This is a genomic window from Brevundimonas sp. NPDC055812 (genome assembly GCF_053616535.1).
Genome location: NZ_JBSHDX010000006.1, coordinates 235,743 through 251,754 on the forward strand (window position 1 = coordinate 235,743; position 16,012 = coordinate 251,754).

Consider the following 16,012-nt stretch of genomic DNA (forward strand, 5'->3'; position numbering starts at 1 on the left):
AGCCGTGAGCTGAGCCTTCAGGTGCGGCGGCGTTCGTCGCCGCGCCACAGCCACAGGCCGCCGAAGATCAGGGCGAGGGCGACCAGCGTCAAAGCCTGGGGCGCGACTTCGGCCAGGCCGGCGCCCATGGCGTTCATCCGCACGAAGGCCTGAACCGCCGCGGTCGAGGGCGACAGATGCGCCAGCCAGACCAAGGCTTGCGGCATCATGAAGTGCGGCCAGGCTGCGCCCGCCAGGAAGAACAGCGGCGCCGAGGTTCCGACCAGCACCTGCAACACCCGCTCGTGCCGGTCGAACAGTCCGCCCAGCAGCAGGCCCAGCGCCGCAACCCCGGCGGCGAAGACCGGCGCCAGCAGGATCACCCCGGCCAGGTCGCCCGCGCGCGGATAGTCCTGAAACCAGAAGACGAAGCCGAAATAGAACAGGCAGGACGCCGTGCCGATCGTCGTCAGCGCCAGCCACAGACCCAGCCGGGCGCTGCGCCGCATGGGGGACGCGCCGGTCTCGCGACGCAGGGCGGCGATGACGCCCGCGCCCAGCAGCAGGGTCTGTTGCAGGATGATCAGGCTGACGGCGGGCACGGCGTAGTCGCCATAGCCCTCGGTCGGGTTGAACAGGGATTCCTGTTTCAGGCTCGGCGCCAGTCGGGCCGCGCGGGCGGCCTCGGGCAGGCCCTCCAGCCGCGTCTCGGCGACATGGGCGGCGGCCGCCGCGACCGCCTTGCCGACCGAGGTGACGCGGACCAGATAGCCGCCGTTCAGCCAGACGGCCACGCCGTCGGGCGCGCCGCGCGCCAGGTCGGCCTCGAACCGCTCGGGCAGGATGACGACGCCGTCGACCACGCCGCGCTGCATCAGGTCCGACGCCTCGGCGGTGGAGGGGATGACGGCGGCGACCTCGATCGCATGGGAGGCGTTCAGGTCTTCGACCAGCGCGCGAGTCAGGGCGCTCTGCGTCGGCGTCACCACGGCGACCGGCAGGCCCGTCGCCGCCTGTCCGGCATAGGCGGCCGGATAGTAGAAGGCGTAGAGAACGACAGCGAGGATCAGCAGGCTGCTGACCGGCCGGGCGCGCGGCAGGTTGCGGAAGGTCGCGATGCAGGCGGCGCCGACGCCCTGTTCGGGCAGGGGAAAGGCCAGCGCTTCGGCCTTGGGAGCGCGCCGGGCGCGCAGGCGGATCAGCACGGCGGCCAGGATCAGGGCGATCAGGGTGACGGCGCTCAGGATCGCCAGATCGCGCCAGGCCCCGCCGGTCGCCGCACCGGTCACCATCTGTCCGGTCTGCAGCCGCAGATAGTGGGTGTAGGGCAGGATGTCGCTCCAGATCCGGGCGAAGCGCGGCCCGTGATCCAGCGGCAGGGTGCCGTTCGAGAAGGCGATGGCCGCGCCCGAATAGATGGCGGTGGCCGAAAACGCCATGTCGACGTCCCCCAGCAGGGCGACCAGCAGGGCCGACAGGGCGACGCTGACCGCCATCAGGGCTGCCACGCCCAGCATCAGCAGGGGCAGCGACCCGGCCACGCCCCAGCCTCTGATCCCGCACAGCCAGCCGATCCAGGCCAGGCCCCACAGGGTGAAGATGACGAAGTGCGGCGTCAGCCGCCCGATCAGGGCCGCCGTGCTCCGTCCGCCGGTCTGCGCCCTGAACGTCTGGAAAGAGCCGCCCTGCATCAGTCGTCCGACCGCCAGCACCGCTGAACAGGCCGCCAGCAGGTGCAGTACGCCTGGCGCCAGCAGGCCGCCGAGGAACAGCTCGAAACTCAGCTGCGGATTGCCGATGATCGACACCTGGACGGCGGGCGGCTCCAGCGCCGTGGCCGGCAGGCCCATCTGGCGCGCCCGCTCCTCCAGCCGGGGCGCGGCGGCCGAGGCGATGGCCGAGGACTGGCCCAGGGCCGACAGGGCGCCGACGGTCTGGAAGGCGCCGTTGAACGACACCGTCACCTGCTCCGGGCGGCGAAAGGCGCCTTCGCTGAAGCCTGGGGGGAAGTGGGCGATGCTGTAGACCTCGCCGCGCCGCATCAGAGCCACGGCCTCGTCCACCGTCGCCGGGGCGCGGGCCACGCGCACGCCGGGGCTGGCCTCCATGTTGCGGATGGCCGCGCGGCTGAAGGCGGAGTCATCCTGATCCACCACGGCGACCGGGGCCTGGCGGATGACGCCGGGGGCCAGCATGGCCGCGATCACCGCCAGCAGGATCAGCGGCAGGCCGAAGGCGACGAAGGCGTCCCACGGGCGGGTCGCCAGCCGCCGCGTCTCGTCCTGAACGGCCGCGAGGAAGACGGCCGCGCCGCCCTTCATCGCGACGACCAGTCGAACAGGACGCTCATGCCTGGCCGCAGACCCTCGATCGGCCGGGCGGGCTTGGCCTTCACCTGAAAGCTGCGCACGTCATAGCCGCGGGACTGGCGGGTCGAGCGCCAGGTGGCGAACTCGCCCTGGGGGCTGATGGCGGTGACGCGGAAGGCGGCGCCCTTGATCCCCAGCGCGGGCACGTCGCCGCGCACGGCGGCGCCGATCTTCAGGTCGCGGAACTGGTCCTCGCGCACGCTGAAGGCGACCCAGGGATCGGCCGTGTCGACGATGGTGAAGACCGGCACCCCCGTCAGCACCAGTTCGCCGACATTGGCGAAGCGTTCGGACACCTCGCCGCCGTGGGGGGCGGTCAGGCGGGTCTCGCCCTGCAGGCTCTCGACCTCGGCGACGGCGGCGCGGGCGCCGCTGACGTTGGCGTCGGCGACCGACTTCTCCTGCGGCCGGGTTCCGGCCAGGGCCTTCAGATACTGCTGGCGGGCGGCCTCGGTCTGGGAGGCGGTGGCGGCGCGAGCGGCGACGGCCTCGTCGCGGCGCTGGGCCGAGATGACGCCCTCGGCGAACAGGGTCTCGGCCCGGCGCGCGGTCTGGTCGGCCAGGCGGGCGGTGGCCTGGGAGGCGCGCCAGACGGACTCGACCGTCCGGACGTCCTCGGCGCGGGCGCCCTCGCGGCTCATGGACTGGATGGCCTCGGTCGACTGCAGCAGGGCGCGGGCCTGGGCGTCCTTGGCCTCGACCTCGGGGCTGCTCATCAGGGCCAGCTCCTGCCCCGCCTTCACCTGATCGCCCTCGGCGGCCAGGAAGCGTTCGACGCGGCTGGGCACCTTGGTGGCGACGGTGAAGGTCTCGGCCTCGACCATGCCCTGGACCTGATCCGGCGCCGGACGGGCGGCCAGGAACAGGCCCACGACGATGAAGGCGATCAGCAGGACCACGCCCGCCGCGACGATCAGGGGCAGGGGCGACCGGCGCGGTTTCGGCGGGGGCGCTTCGGCCGGCTGGGGCGGCGTATAGGCCGAGGAAGGCGTCTCGCTCATGGGGCGCTGATCCGGTCGTCGCGTTGCAGATAGTCGTTCAAGGTCTGGTCGCTTCCCGCCGCCGCCAGCAGGGCCGACAGGCTGAGGTCGTATTCATAGGCCGCCGCCGCCCGTTGCAGCCGCGCCGTACCCAGCAGGTTGCGGGCGTCGATGACCGAGGCGGCGGTCGCCTCGCCCTCGCGGAAGCCGACCTCCTGAACGCGCAGGTTTTCGCGCGCGGCCGCCAGACTGCTGTCCATGGTCAGGAACTGCCGCCGCGCCAGCTCGACCTGGTTGTAGGCGCGCGTGACCAGCAGGCGGGCGTCGTCGCGGGCCTGGCGCTCGACCTCGCCGGCGGCCGAGGCCTGGGCGCGGGCGGCGCCGAGCATCCGACGCCGATCCAGCGACGACATCAGGGTGTAGCGGGCGCCCAGCCCAAAGGCCCAGTCCGGCTCGGTCGGCAGGGCGTCGTCCGGGTTCATGTTGTAGGTTCCGAAGGCGTAGACCGACGGCTTCATCCGCGAGGCCGCGAGATCCGCCCCGGCCTCGGCCAGATCGCGCCCGGCCTGGGCCTGAACGATGCGCGAATTCGACTGGCCCGCGCTGTCCAGGAAGACGGAGGCGGGGCCGACCGGGTCGCGATTGACGAACAGGGGCGTGGTCGGGGTCACGCCCGCCTCGACGTCGGCGACGCGCGCCAGGGAGGCGACGGCGTTCTCATGCTCCAGTTCGGCGCGGTTGACCTGGCGTTGGGCGGCGTCGCGGGCGACCTCGACCTGAAGGGTCTGGGCGCGGCTGAGCATCCCTTCCTCCTCCATGCGCCGAGCGTTGTGCAGGTGCAGGTCGAACCCGTCGCGGGTCTCCAGCGCGATCTTCAGCGCCTCGGCGGCCAGCACCTGGCCGAAATAGGCGCGGGCCAGGTTGACGCTCTCCAGGTTCAGGGCCTCCTGCCGCCGGGCCTCGGCCAGGTCGACGTTGGCCGCCGCCGCGCGCCGCAGGGCGGGGATGGCCCCGCCGGTGTAGATAGGCTGGAGCGCCGTGACCGTCGGGCGGAAGGTGGTGTCGTCCACCTGCAGCCGGATGTCGTGGGGCAGGGCGGCGAAGATCTCCGGCAGGGCGGCCTCAAGCCGCTGGCCCACCGCGTTCAGCACGTCGCCCGGCACGCCCGGCAGGTCCGATATCAGGCCGGGGATGGCGGCGCCGAGGTCGGACTGGGCGCGGTCCAGCGCGTCCGACAGCGACAGGTCGAAGGTCTTGCGATAGCGGATCAGCTGGGCGTCCAGCGACACCGTCGGCCGGTTCAGTCCGGCGGCGACCTGGGCCTGGGCCTCGGCGGCCTGGACCCCGTAGCCGGCGGCGCGCCCAAGGCTGGAGGTGGTGCGCAGCCGCGCCTCGGCTTCGGCGTAGGTCAGGGGCGTGCGCGACGTCTCCTGGGCGGCGGTAGGCTGAACCTGCGCCATGACGGATGTCGCGCCCAGGGTCAGGACGCCCGCAGCCAGGGCTCCACGCCATCCGATCCAAGCCCTAGCCATCGCTTCAACCCCGCAATCAGCCGTGAACAACGATCCTGAAGCACGGCCGTTGCGTCAAGCAAGCCGCGCCAATTGCAAAAGGCGCGCTCGCCGTGACGAACGCGCCTTTCGATTGAAGACGAAGGTTTCCGGCTGCGCCTAGAGACCCGGCAGCTTGAACCGGCTGTCGCGACGCGGCGCGATGGTGATGCCTTCGCGGCCGCCGGTCAGAGCTTCCAGGCGGGCGTGCTCGCTGGAGGCGTCAATGGTCTTGGCGCCTTCCGAGGTCTGGCTGACCGTCGCGGCCTGGCTGGCCGGATCGTCCTTGCGCCAGAACATGATGCGGTTGGCCCAGCTTTCTTCCTTGTGCGCCAGGCCGCCGAACTCGTCGTCGACGACATAGCGGGCCAGGGGGTCGGCGCGGTCGGCACCGGCCTCGGCTGCCAGGACCTGTTCGCCGGGGGTGCGGGTCACCGCCTGGCGCTGGCCCAGCAGAATCTGACGGGCGGCGCTTTCAGGCGCCAGCTCCTGCGGACGCGGGGCGCCGGGCGAAGGCGGGGTCAGGCCGTATTCCGGCGGCACCACCAGGGGGGCGCTGGCCACGGTGACGAATTCGTCCGGCACGACCTTGGTCAGGCCGATGCTCTGCTTCATCGATCCGCAGGCGCTCAGGCTGAGGGCCGCGCCGGCGGCCAGGGTCACGATCAGGACGGGACGGTTACGCATGGGTCGTTCGGCTCCGGGAGGCGCGCCGCACGGGCGCAGGCTCGGGTCGATAGTTAAGGGGGTGTGATTACGACTTTTCGTGGGCCGCGCCAACTGTCGAACGCCGCTCGGACAGGAAGCTGTCCAGGATCAGCAGCACGACGCCGACGGTGATGCCGCTGTCGGCGATGTTGAAGATCCAGGGAAACAGGCCCGTGCCGGAAAAGTCGAGAAAGTCGACCACGCCGCCGAAACGGATGCGGTCGACGACGTTGCCGATGGCGCCGCCCATGACCAGGCCGATGGCGGCGATAAGCAGGCGACGATCGGCCCGCGTCGCCCACCAGGCCAGCAGCCCGGCCACGACGACGGAGAAGACGCTCAGGATCCAACGCCCCGCGCCGCCGCCGAACAGGCCGAAGCTGACGCCCGTGTTCAGCACATAGGTCAGGTTGAACACCGGCGGCGCCACCTCGGCGATGCGATAGCCGTCGGGGATATTGGAGATATGGGCGGCGTCGATGGCCCCCAGCACCCAGGCCTTGGTCAGTTGGTCCAGGATGATGACGGCCAGGGCGATGCCGTAGGCGCCGAGCGCGAGACGGGAAATCTTCATGCCGAGCGAGTTAGCAGGAAGACGTTCGGCGGCGAAGAGGGAAAGCGAAGAGGCGCGGATCGTCGGCACGGCCTTTCCCCCCGGTTTTCCCTCGCTATAAGCAGGGCATGACCCTGCCTCATCCGCTGCCCCGCCTGTCCGCCGTCGCCGACGACTACGACATCCTGCTCTGCGACGTCTGGGGCGTGATCCACAACGGCCGCGAAAGCTGGCCGGCGGCCTGCGAGGCCCTGACGAAGTTCAATGAGAAGGGCGGTCATGTCGTCCTGATCTCCAACTCGCCGCGCCCGTCGCCGGACGTGGTGGCGCAGCTGGACGCCCTGGGCGTGCCGCGCAGCGCCTGGAAGGCCTTCGTCACCTCGGGCGACGCCACTCGCATGGAATTGGCGCGCCGCGCGCCCGGACCGGCCTGGATCATCGGGCCGGATCGCGACTTCGTCCTCTATGAAGGCCTGGACCTGACCAGCGCCCACGATGCCGGCGACGCGGCCTTCATCTCCGTCACCGGCCCTTATGACGACACGACCGAGACGCCCGAGGACTATCGCGAGCGGTTGACGCCCGCCGTCGCGCGCGGGCTGGAGCTGATCTGCGCCAACCCCGACCGCATCGTTCAGCGCGGCGATTCCATCATCTACTGCGGCGGCGCCATCGCCGATCTGTATGAGTCGATGGGCGGCCGCGTGGTCATGGCGGGCAAGCCGTTCGCGCCCATCTACGCCCTGGCGCTGAAGGAGGCCGAGGGTCTGATGGGCCGCGCGGTCGATCGTTCGCGCGTCCTGTGTATCGGCGACGGCGTGGTCACGGATGTGCTGGGCGCCGCCGAACAGGCGCTGGACTGTCTGTTCATCGCCCAGGGCATTCACGGCGACGCGGCCAAGGGCGCGGACGGGGCCCTCGATCCGGCCCGCGCGGCCGAACTGCTCCGCGCCGAGACGACCTTCGCCCGCTACGCCGCTCTGGAACTGACGTGGTGAGTCTCGCCATTTCGTCGCACCTGCCTTAAAGGGCCGCTCATGGTTGATCTGGTCCAAGCGCACCCGTCGGGCGGTTACATCCTCGACGAACTCCACGTCGGCATGGCCGCCGAGAAGACGGTTCACGTCACGGAGGAGCGGATTCGTCTGTTCGCCGAGGCCTCCGACGACTTCAATCCGGTGCATCTGGATGAGGCCTTCGCCGCCAAGACGGCCTATCGCGGCCGCATCGCCCACGGCCTGCTGTCGGCGGCCTTCGGCTCGGCGGTGGTGGGGACGATCCTGCCGGGGGCGGGGTCGATCTACATCTCCCAGACGCTGGCCTTCCACTTCCCGGTGCGGATCGGCGACACGGTGCGGATCGTCATCACCGTCATCGGCCTGGACCATGACAGCGCACGCGGCGAGCTGCGCTGCGAAGGCTTTGTCGAGGACAAGCTGATCATGGACGGCGTGGCCGTCGTGCGCGTGCCGCGCCGCCGCAAGCCTTCGGCCCGCTGAAGGCCGCCTGAAGTGGTCGAGGTCATTCGCGACTGGCGCGGCCTGACGGACGCGCAGAAGGGGGCGGCTGTCGCCGTCGGCGCTTTCGACGGCGTGCATCGCGGCCATCAGGCGGTCATCGCCTCGGCGCGTGGGGCGGCCGAGCGCCTGGGCGTTCCCCTGGCCGTCGTCAGCTTCGACCCTCATCCGCGCCGCCTGTTCCAACCCGAGGCCGCGCCCTTTCGTCTGATGACGCCGGACCAGATGGCCCGCGCCCTGGCGCCGCTGGGCGTCGATCGCCTGTACCTGCTGCCGTTCGATCGCGAGATGGCGGGCATGACGGACGAGGAATTCGCCCGCCGCGTCCTGTCCGAAGGCCTCGGGATCGTCCACGCCGCCGTCGGCTTCGACTTCACCTTCGGCAAGGGCCGCTCCGGCTCGCCCGCCTTGCTGCAGGCTTATGGCGAGACGCTGGGCTTCGGCGTCTCGGTCACCGACCGCATCGACGACGCCTCAGGGCTCAAGCTTTCGTCCAGCGCCGTGCGCGAGGCGCTGAAGGCGGGCGACATGGACCGCGCCGCCGCCATCCTGGGCCGCCCCTTCGCCATTCAGGGCGAGGTGATCCACGGCGACAAGCGCGGCCGCACCATCGGCACGCCCACCGCCAACATCGCCATGGGCGAGTATATGCGCCCGGCCTATGGGGTCTATGCGACCCGCACCCGCCTGCCCGACGGCCGGGTGGTCAAGGGCGTCGCCAACCTGGGCGTGCGCCCGATGTTCGAGATCGAGGAGCCGCTGCTGGAAGTCTGGCTGCTGGACTTCGACGAAAGCCTCTACGGCCAGGTGCTGGAGACCGAACTGATCGCCTTCCTGCGCGGCGAGATGAAGTTCGACGGCCTGGACGCGCTGAAGGTCCAGATCGACGCCGACGCAGAGGCGGCGAGGGCCGTGCTGGGCTGACGCATCTTCTGCCTTGTGACTTGAAGGCGGCGCGACCCGATCCCAACTCTACCCGGCAATGTTGGGGAGAGGGCATGACGGAAGATTCGAGTGTCTGGTTCGCCGTCGTCGGCATCTGCATCCTTTGGAGCGTCGGCGCCGCGTTCACCGGCGCGGGTCTGTCGGCGCCGTTTTGGGTCGGCACGCTCGCCCTGGTTTTCGGCGCCAATGCCGAAGCGCGACGCTGGGCCATGGACAAGATGTCATGGGCCTTCTCCGGCTCATCGCTGCGGTTCGCGCTGGTGATGATCGGCGTGATGATCCTGTGGCAAACGGTCGGTCTGGAACTGGCGTTTTTCGCCGCCGGGGACGTGTTGGCCTATCTGGAAGTCTTCACGGCAGTCAGCCTGATGGCCGCCCAGAACCGGTTTTCGCCGGTGAAGGCAGCGGTGGTGCGTTGGGCGGCGGTTCGCCTTCGGCCCTTGCGTCGGCTGGACGTTGGTGGCCGGACACGCCGGACCCGCCCGAAGACGCCGCTCTCTTTCGATGACGCAGACGGACCGGCGGGCGTCTGGGCCTTCGCCTGACGCCTTAACCCGGCGCCTTCTCGGCGATGGCCATCAGGTCGTCGTGCAGCGACTTGCCCTTGTCGTCGATGATGTCGGCGATGCGCCACATCGGGCCTTCCTTCAGCAGTTTCAGCGTCCGGCGCTGGTCCTCGCCGTGGTTGGTGAAGACGACGTCGGCCGTGGCCGCGCGCGGACCGTCCGGCGTCATCGTCACCGTTTTCAGCGCAAAGCCGTCGATGTCCTGACAGGCGCAGATCGGATCGTGGTCGAGGTAGGGGGCGCTGTTCGTGCGCTTGGCTTCGCGGTCGTCGACGCCGATCAGGGCGTTCATGGTGCGCGAATAGAGCGGATCGCGGCCGGGGGTGATGGTCGCCTCGGCTGGGTCGGGCCTCTCGCGCGGCTCGCTGACGCGGGCGTAGAGGGCGCGCACGAAGGCCTCGGCGTCCTTTTCGCCCGCGGCGTAGACGGCGGCGCGGCCGGTCAGGGCGGGGGCGGCCTTCTCAGCCGCCGCAGGCGTGCTCGTCGGTTCTGAGCAGGCGGCCGCCGTCAGGGCCAACGCCGCCGCCGTCGCCAAGGCTTGAACACGCATCTGATCGTCTCCCCATCTGTTCGTCTGGACTATGGCGCAGGGGACGCCGGGTCTGCTAGAGCCTTACCATCATGACCGTTCGCGTGATCCGTCCGATTTCGATTAGCCGCCCGGCGTAGCGCTGCAGGGCTGACAGCCCCGCGCACGTCGGGATTTCTCGAAACATTCCGCCGAGACGCCGCCTTGAGGCATCAGGGCATGGGCCGTTCGGCGCCTTCACGCTAGACTGACGCCCGACGCCGCTTCCAAGCGGCCGCGCGCGACAAGACGAAAAGACATTCCATGGCCGACGCCGACACCCAGACCCCTTCCGGCCGCGACTATCGCGACACCGTCTTCCTGCCCGAGACGCCGTTCCCGATGCGTGGCGGCCTGCCCAAAAAGGAGCCGGAAATCCTGGAGCAGTGGGGCGACCTTTATGGCCGCCTGCGCGCCATCCGTCAGGAGCAGAAGGCGCCGCTCTATGTGCTGCACGACGGCCCGCCCTACGCCAACGGCGACATCCACATCGGCCACGCCCTGAACAAGACGCTGAAGGACTTCGTGGTCCGCTCGCGCTTCCTGCTGGGTTATGACGTCGACTACGTGCCGGGCTGGGACTGCCACGGCCTGCCCATCGAGTGGAAGATCGAGGAGGAATTCCGCAAGAAGGGCCGCCGCAAGGACGAGGTGTCGAAGGAAGAGTTCCGCACCGCCTGCCGCGAATACGCCGGCAAATACATCGACCTGCAACGCGACCAGTTCCTGCGTCTGGGCATCACCGGCGACTTCGCCAACCGCTACGCCACCATGGACTTCACGTCCGAGGCGGCCATCGTCGCTGAGTTCCACAAGTTCAAGAACTCGGGCCAGCTGTATCGCGGCTCCAAGCCGGTGATGTGGTCGCCGGTCGAGCGCACGGCCCTAGCTGACGCGGAAGTCGAGTATCACGATCACGTCTCGCCCACGATCTGGGTCAAATTCCCGGTGGTCGGCGCGACCGACAGCCACCCGGACGACCTGCTGGCCTTCCGCACGGCGACGCCCGCGATCGTGATCTGGACGACCACGCCGTGGACCATCCCGGCCAACCGGGCGATCAGCTACGGCCCCGAAATCAACTACGGCCTGTATGAGGTCACGGCCCTTGAGGAAGGGCTGGACTATGAGCCCTGGGCCAAACCGGGCGACCGCTTCATCCTGGCCGACAAGCTGGCTGAAGAGGTGTTCAAGGCCGCCAAGATCGCCGCCTGGACGCGCGTCTACGACATCGATCCGTCGGGTCTGGAGTGCGCCCACCCGCTGGCGGCGCTGGACAGTGGTTACGGCTTCTCGGTGCCGCTGTTGGCGGGCGACCACGTCACGGACGACGCAGGGACCGGCTTCGTCCACACGGCGCCGGGCCACGGCGCGGACGACTACAATGTCTGGCTGGCTCACGGTCATCGCGAAGTGCCGGACACGGTCGATCCCGACGGCGCCTACTACGACCACGTCCCCCTGTTCGCGGGCCTCAAGGTGCTGGAGACCGAAGGCAAGAAGACCGGCAAGTTCGGTCCCGCCAACGGCGCGGTGATGGACAAGCTGATCGAGGCCGGCAACCTGCTGGCGCGCGGCCGGATGGAGCACTCCTATCCGCACTCGTGGCGCTCCAAGGCGCCGATCATCTTCCGCAATACGCCGCAATGGTTCATCCGCATGGACGAGCCGCTGGAGGACGACGGGACCCTGCGCGACCGGGCGCTGAACGCCATCGACGCCACCGCCTTCCACCCGGCGGCGGGCAAGAACCGCATCCGGTCGATGGTCGAGGGCCGTCCCGACTGGCTGATCAGCCGCCAACGCGCCTGGGGCACGCCCCTGGCCATGTTCGTGGACAAGCAGACCGGCCAGCCCCTGCACGACCCCGAGGTCGACGCCCGCATCGTCAAGGCCGTGGCCGAGGGCGGGGCCGACGTGTGGTTCTCGGCGCCCGACGCCGACTTCCTGGGCGCGCACGATCCCGAACGGTTCGAGAAGGTGACCGACATCCTCGACGTCTGGTTCGACAGCGGCTCGACCCACGCTTTTACGCTCGATCCGCGCACGGCCGAGCATGGCTATAGCGGCGACCGCCCGTCGCACTGGCCCGCCGACCTCTATCTGGAAGGCTCGGACCAGCATCGCGGCTGGTTCCAGTCGTCGCTGCTGGAAGGCTGCGGCACGCGCGGCCGCGCGCCGTTCAATGCGGTGCTGACCCACGGCTTCACCCTGGACGAGAACGGGGAGAAGATGTCGAAGTCGCGGGGCAACACCACCGACCCCCTGACCATCATCAAGGAGTCGGGCGCCGACATCCTGCGTCTGTGGGTGGCCCTGGTCGACTATTCGGACGACCAGCGCATCGGCAAGCAGATCCTGCAGACCACGGTCGACGCCTATCGCAAGCTGCGCAACACCGTCCGCTATCTGCTGGGCGCGCTGAACGGCTTCGACGAGGCCGAGCGCCTGTCCTACGACCAGATGCCGCCGCTGGAGCAGTTCATCCTGCACCGCCTGTGGGAGCTGGACGGCCAGGTGCGCGAGGCCTACCGCGACTACCGCTTCCAGGACGTGGTGCGTCCGGTGCTGGAGTTCTGCTCGGGCGACCTGTCGGCCCTCTATTTCGATGTGCGCAAGGACAGCCTCTACTGCGACCGTCCCGACAGCGTCCGCCGCCGCGCCGTGCGCACGGTGATGGACGAGGTGTTCAGCCGCCTGACCGCCTGGTTGGCCCCGCTGACCCCCTTCACCATGGACGAGGCCTGGACCACGCGCTTCCCCGACGCGGGCACCAACTGCGCGCGGGTGATCCCCGAAACGCCGGGCCAGTGGCGCAACACGGCTGAGGCCGAACGCTGGACCAATGTCGAGACGGTGCTGGAAGTGGTCAACGAGGCGCTGGAAGCCGCGCGTCGCGACAAGGTCATCGGCGGGGCGCTGGACGCCTGGCCGGTAGTGACGGCCCCGGCCGAGTTGCTGGCGCCGTTCGATGGCCTGGACGCCGCCGAGGTGTTCCGCACCTCGGGGGCTGAACTGATTGCGGGCGGCGAGGCCGTGACGGTCGAGGTGAAGACGGCGGACTATCCCAAATGCGCCCGTTCGTGGCGCCGGGTGCCGGATGTGGGGTCGGACGCTGACTACCCCGACCTGTCGGCCCGTGACGCTGATGCGGTGCGCTGGCTGGACGCGCAGAAGGCGTAAAAGTGATCAGGCCCCTCCGTTTCACCGGAGGGGCCTTTTTTAGAGCGCAACTTCCAACACCCGCTCATCCCCGCGGAGGCGGGAACCCAGTGCTTTGGCTGCAGGCGCTGCGGTGGGATTGGGCGGGATTTCAATCGGATTCGCGTGAAGCTCTCACTAGGTCCCCGCCTCCGCGGGGATGAGCGGACTTGTTATGCCGCATCATGAAAGATCAGCCCCAGCGTCATCCGCTTGCCTGCGCGCACGGTGCTGACGCCGTGGCGCATCTGGACGCGGTAGTCGCCGCGCGTTCCGGCGACCGGGCGTTCGCGTACGGCGAAGATGACCGCCTGTCCCTGTTTCAACGGCACGACATGGGCCTGTGACTGGGAACGGGGCTTTTGCTCGACCAGAACGAACTCTCCGCCTTCGAATTCGGTCGGATCGCTCAGCAGGATGGCGGCCTGCAGCGGGAAGACCAGATCGCCGTACAGGTCCTGATGCAGCCGGTTGTAGTCGCCCGGACCGTAGCGCAGCATCAGCGACGTCGGCCGCGTCTGTCCCGCCGCGCGGCAGCGGGCGGTCAGCTCTTCCAGTTGCGCCGGAAAGCCGGGTCGTCCCATCCGTCTCGCCCAGTCGTCCGCGATCGGCGCCAGGCCCTCGTAAAGCCGCGCCCGCAGCCGGGGCAGGGGATCAGGCAGGGGCTCGGCGAAATACTGATACTCGCCCTGACCGAAGCCGTGGCGCTGCATGACAATGCGGCTGCGGAACCGCTCGGGCTGGTCATAGAGGGTCTGCAGGGCCTCGCACGTCGCGGGCGTCAGCAGGGGGCCGGTCATGGCCCAGCCCTGAGCGTTCAGGTCGGCGGCGATGCGGGGCCAATCGAGGGAGGCGTCGGTCATGCCGCCATCAGAGCGCGCGGCGGCGCGGCTGTCTGGCGGCTTTCGGCCGTGGGCCTAGAGGCGCACCCTCTGCTCGGCCGATTTCAGCGTCGAGCGCACGAAGTCGGCGGGCGGGTCGGTCTCGGCCAGGACGGCTTCCTTGATGGCGCGCGGCTCGCCGAACAGATGGCCCTGACCCATGGCGATATCCAGTTCGAGGATGTCGACGACCTGTTTCTCGCTCTCGACCTTTTCAGCGATCAGCTCGAGGCCGTGACGGCGGGTCAGGGGGGCGAAGTCGCCGGCGCGGATGTCCGGCTGGCTGGGAAGGGGGGCGGCGCCGTCCAGATCCAGCAGTTGCTCGATCAGCAGGTCGGCGGCCACCTTGATGAAGCGCACGTCCGAGCGTTGCAGATCGGCGAAGTCCAGGTCCAGCGTCTGCACCTTGTCGATGGAGAAGCGGAAGCCCAGGTCGGCCAGCTTGGCCATGTTGCGCGCCTCGATGGCGCCGCGCGCGTCGAACGTCGCCTGACCCAGTTCGAAGATCAGGGCGTCCTTCAGGTCGCGATTCTGGCTCAGGAAGTCGAGGAACTGCGGGAAGAAGGTCTCGTCGCCCAGAGACGCCAGCGAGATGTTGCAGAAGACCCCGACCTTGCGGTCCTGCCCAGCCAGACGGCGCACGATCTGGGCGCAGCGGAACAGCAGCAGATTGTCGATGGCGGGCAGCAGGCCCTCGCCCTCGGCCACCGACAGGTATTCGGCCGGCATCATCACCCGGTTCGACGGGTCGCGCAGGCGGGTGAAGCTTTCGTAGAAGACCGTCCGCCGCTGGGGCAGGGTCACGACGGGCTGAAGATACAGGTCGACGCGGTTCTCGCTGAGGGCGTCGTGGACAGTCTTCAGCAGGGTGTTCGACTGGACCTGACGGCGCCCCTCGAAGGTGTCGGCGGTCAGGGTGGAGGCGGCCAGCCGCTCCTCGATTGAGGCGCTCATCTGCTGGACCAGGCCTTCCAGCATCCGCACCTCGCCGGTCAGGGCGTCGGTGCGCGACAGGGCGCCGGTCTCGATCGCCTGCGCCAGTTCGGTCAGGGCGCCCTGGGTCGACTCCATCGCATCGGCCAGCAGACGGTGGGCCTCGCGCACCTTGCCGATTTCCAGACGCAGGGCGCGTCGGTCGGCCAGGCCGGTGACGATGGCGTGGAGGCCGGCCATGATCCCCAGCGCGCCCAGCACCCCGGCCGCGCCCGCGCCGCCGCCCAGACCGGCGCGCCAGATCGCCGCCCCGATGGTCAGGGCGAGGAACAGGTAGCCGAAGAAGAGGAAGCCGCCGGTGATCTTTCGCATGGGGCCGGTCAGAACCGCCTTTCCCTATAGAATCGATCAAGTATCACGTTAACGAAGGCTAACGGCTAGGGTCCGCGCGGATAAACGGGCGGTAAAAGGAGGTTAACGCATGGAATTGTTCGATCTGAGCGGCAAGGTCGCCATCATCACCGGCTCTTCCAAGGGCATCGGCAAGGCCATCGCCGAGCGTCTGGCCGAGCACGGCGCCCGCGTCGTCATCTCCTCGCGCAAGGCCGGGCCGTGCGAAGAGGTCGCCGTCGCCATCAATGACAAGCACGGCGAGGGCCGCGCCATCGCCATTCCCGCCAACATCGCCTCAAAGGAAGACCTGCAGCGGCTGGTGGACGATACCCGCACCGCCTTCGGCCAGATCGACATTCTGATCTGTAATGCGGCGACCAATCCCTACGCCGGGCCGATGGCCGGCATCAGCGATGAACAGTTCGAAAAGATCCTTCAGAACAACGTCATCTCCAACCACTGGCTGATCCAGATGGTCGCGCCGGAGATGGTCGAGCGCAAGGACGGGGCGATCCTGCTGATCTCCTCCATCGGCGGCCTTCGCGGGAACGCTTTGATCGGCGCCTACAACATCTCCAAGGCGGCGGACATGCAGCTGGCGCGCAATCTGGCGGTCGAATACGGGCCGTCGAACGTGCGGGTGAACTGCATCGCGCCGGGCCTGGTCCAGACCGATTTCGCCCGCTACCTGTGGGAGAACCCCGAGCTGCTGAAGACCGTCACCGACCCCGCGCCGCTGAAAAGGATCGGCCAGCCGGATGAAATCGCGGGCACGGCGGTCTATCTGTGCAGCCCTGCGTCGGCCTATGTGACCGGCCAGACCCTGGTGGTGGACGGCGGACTGACGATTGCCTGGTGATCAAACGCGC

14 protein-coding genes are annotated in these 16,012 nt (G+C 69.2%); 6 read left to right on the forward strand and 8 right to left on the reverse strand.

Annotation, left to right across the window (positions count from 1 at the left end; translation table 11 throughout):
* Positions 1-17: 17 nt before the first annotated feature.
* The 5 genes from ACWGL1_RS12100 to lspA form a co-directional block, all read right to left on the reverse strand.
* Positions 18-2,300: an ABC transporter permease gene (locus tag ACWGL1_RS12100; protein ID WP_452112131.1), complete on the reverse strand. Its 2,283-nt coding sequence runs from the start codon at positions 2,298-2,300 to the stop codon at positions 18-20.
* Positions 2,297-3,349: an HlyD family secretion protein gene (locus tag ACWGL1_RS12105; protein WP_338578062.1), complete on the reverse strand. Its 1,053-nt coding sequence runs from the start codon at positions 3,347-3,349 to the stop codon at positions 2,297-2,299. Before ACWGL1_RS12105 ends, ACWGL1_RS12100 begins: the two co-directional genes overlap by 4 nt.
* Positions 3,346-4,860, reverse strand: coding sequence for a TolC family protein (locus ACWGL1_RS12110; protein WP_452112132.1), 1,515 nt, complete (start codon positions 4,858-4,860; stop codon positions 3,346-3,348). Before ACWGL1_RS12110 ends, ACWGL1_RS12105 begins: the two co-directional genes overlap by 4 nt.
* A 138-nt stretch (positions 4,861-4,998) precedes the next feature.
* Positions 4,999-5,565 carry a DUF3035 domain-containing protein gene (locus tag ACWGL1_RS12115; protein ID WP_291779772.1) on the reverse strand — a complete coding sequence of 189 codons (567 nt, stop codon included), beginning with the start codon at positions 5,563-5,565 and terminating at the stop codon, positions 4,999-5,001.
* Between the two features lie 67 nt (positions 5,566-5,632).
* The gene (gene lspA / locus ACWGL1_RS12120) at positions 5,633-6,160 is read right to left on the reverse strand and encodes a signal peptidase II (RefSeq protein ID WP_291779776.1); all 528 of its coding nucleotides are present in this window, start codon (positions 6,158-6,160) and stop codon (positions 5,633-5,635) included.
* Between the two features lie 107 nt (positions 6,161-6,267).
* On the opposite strand from lspA, the gene ACWGL1_RS12125 reads away from it, so the two are divergent.
* From ACWGL1_RS12125 to ACWGL1_RS12140, 4 genes are all read left to right on the forward strand, one after another.
* Positions 6,268-7,137 carry a TIGR01459 family HAD-type hydrolase gene (locus ACWGL1_RS12125; protein WP_343828600.1) on the forward strand — a complete coding sequence of 290 codons (870 nt, stop codon included), beginning with the start codon at positions 6,268-6,270 and terminating at the stop codon, positions 7,135-7,137.
* Positions 7,138-7,176: 39 nt separating this feature from the next.
* Positions 7,177-7,638, forward strand: coding sequence for a MaoC family dehydratase (locus tag ACWGL1_RS12130; RefSeq protein WP_291779782.1), 462 nt, complete (start codon positions 7,177-7,179; stop codon positions 7,636-7,638).
* A 12-nt stretch (positions 7,639-7,650) separates the two neighbouring features.
* The gene (locus ACWGL1_RS12135) at positions 7,651-8,580 is read left to right on the forward strand and encodes a bifunctional riboflavin kinase/FAD synthetase (RefSeq protein ID WP_452112133.1); all 930 of its coding nucleotides are present in this window, start codon (positions 7,651-7,653) and stop codon (positions 8,578-8,580) included.
* Positions 8,581-8,654: 74 nt separating this feature from the next.
* Positions 8,655-9,146 (forward strand): hypothetical protein, encoded by a 492-nt coding sequence (locus ACWGL1_RS12140; protein WP_452112134.1) that lies wholly within the window; start codon positions 8,655-8,657, stop codon positions 9,144-9,146.
* Between the two features lie 4 nt (positions 9,147-9,150).
* Here the strand turns inward: ACWGL1_RS12140 and ACWGL1_RS12145 are convergent, their stop codons facing one another.
* Positions 9,151-9,717, reverse strand: a complete 567-nt coding sequence (locus ACWGL1_RS12145; RefSeq protein ID WP_452112135.1) for a DUF3828 domain-containing protein — start codon at positions 9,715-9,717, stop codon at positions 9,151-9,153.
* A 282-nt stretch (positions 9,718-9,999) separates the two neighbouring features.
* On the opposite strand from ACWGL1_RS12145, the gene ileS reads away from it, so the two are divergent.
* Positions 10,000-12,918 (forward strand): isoleucine--tRNA ligase, encoded by a 2,919-nt coding sequence (gene ileS / locus ACWGL1_RS12150; RefSeq protein WP_452112136.1) that lies wholly within the window; start codon positions 10,000-10,002, stop codon positions 12,916-12,918.
* 191 nt (positions 12,919-13,109) lie between these two features.
* Here the strand turns inward: ileS and ACWGL1_RS12155 are convergent, their stop codons facing one another.
* Complete coding sequence (locus ACWGL1_RS12155; RefSeq protein WP_452112137.1) at positions 13,110-13,799, reverse strand: 2OG-Fe(II) oxygenase; 690 nt, start codon at positions 13,797-13,799, stop codon at positions 13,110-13,112.
* 54 nt (positions 13,800-13,853) lie between these two features.
* Positions 13,854-15,122 (reverse strand): flagella assembly cyclic-di-GMP phosphodiesterase TipF, encoded by a 1,269-nt coding sequence (gene tipF, locus ACWGL1_RS12160; RefSeq protein WP_452112138.1) that lies wholly within the window; start codon positions 15,120-15,122, stop codon positions 13,854-13,856.
* Positions 15,123-15,231: 109 nt separating this feature from the next.
* Between tipF and ACWGL1_RS12165 the strand changes: the two genes are divergently transcribed.
* Positions 15,232-16,002, forward strand: a complete 771-nt coding sequence (locus ACWGL1_RS12165; RefSeq protein ID WP_452112139.1) for an SDR family NAD(P)-dependent oxidoreductase — start codon at positions 15,232-15,234, stop codon at positions 16,000-16,002.
* The last annotated feature ends 10 nt before the right edge of the window (positions 16,003-16,012 follow it).

Bases quoted from the DNA above. Each gene is read 5' to 3' on its own strand.
- ACWGL1_RS12100 (WP_452112131.1), bottom strand. From the start codon at position 2,300: ATGAAGGGCGGCGCGGCCGTCTTCCTCGCGGCCGTTCAGGACGAGACG.
- ACWGL1_RS12155 (WP_452112137.1), bottom strand. From the start codon at position 13,799: ATGACCGACGCCTCCCTCGATTGGCCCCGCATCGCCGCCGACCTGAAC.
- ileS (WP_452112136.1), top strand. From the start codon at position 10,000: ATGGCCGACGCCGACACCCAGACCCCTTCCGGCCGCGACTATCGCGAC.
- ACWGL1_RS12145 (WP_452112135.1), bottom strand. From the start codon at position 9,717: ATGCGTGTTCAAGCCTTGGCGACGGCGGCGGCGTTGGCCCTGACGGCG.
- ACWGL1_RS12125 (WP_343828600.1), top strand. From the start codon at position 6,268: ATGACCCTGCCTCATCCGCTGCCCCGCCTGTCCGCCGTCGCCGACGAC.
- ACWGL1_RS12110 (WP_452112132.1), bottom strand. From the start codon at position 4,860: ATGGCTAGGGCTTGGATCGGATGGCGTGGAGCCCTGGCTGCGGGCGTC.
- ACWGL1_RS12140 (WP_452112134.1), top strand. From the start codon at position 8,655: ATGACGGAAGATTCGAGTGTCTGGTTCGCCGTCGTCGGCATCTGCATC.
- lspA (WP_291779776.1), bottom strand. From the start codon at position 6,160: ATGAAGATTTCCCGTCTCGCGCTCGGCGCCTACGGCATCGCCCTGGCC.
- ACWGL1_RS12130 (WP_291779782.1), top strand. From the start codon at position 7,177: ATGGTTGATCTGGTCCAAGCGCACCCGTCGGGCGGTTACATCCTCGAC.
- ACWGL1_RS12165 (WP_452112139.1), top strand. From the start codon at position 15,232: ATGGAATTGTTCGATCTGAGCGGCAAGGTCGCCATCATCACCGGCTCT.
- ACWGL1_RS12115 (WP_291779772.1), bottom strand. From the start codon at position 5,565: ATGCGTAACCGTCCCGTCCTGATCGTGACCCTGGCCGCCGGCGCGGCC.
- ACWGL1_RS12105 (WP_338578062.1), bottom strand. From the start codon at position 3,349: ATGAGCGAGACGCCTTCCTCGGCCTATACGCCGCCCCAGCCGGCCGAA.
- tipF (WP_452112138.1), bottom strand. From the start codon at position 15,122: ATGCGAAAGATCACCGGCGGCTTCCTCTTCTTCGGCTACCTGTTCCTC.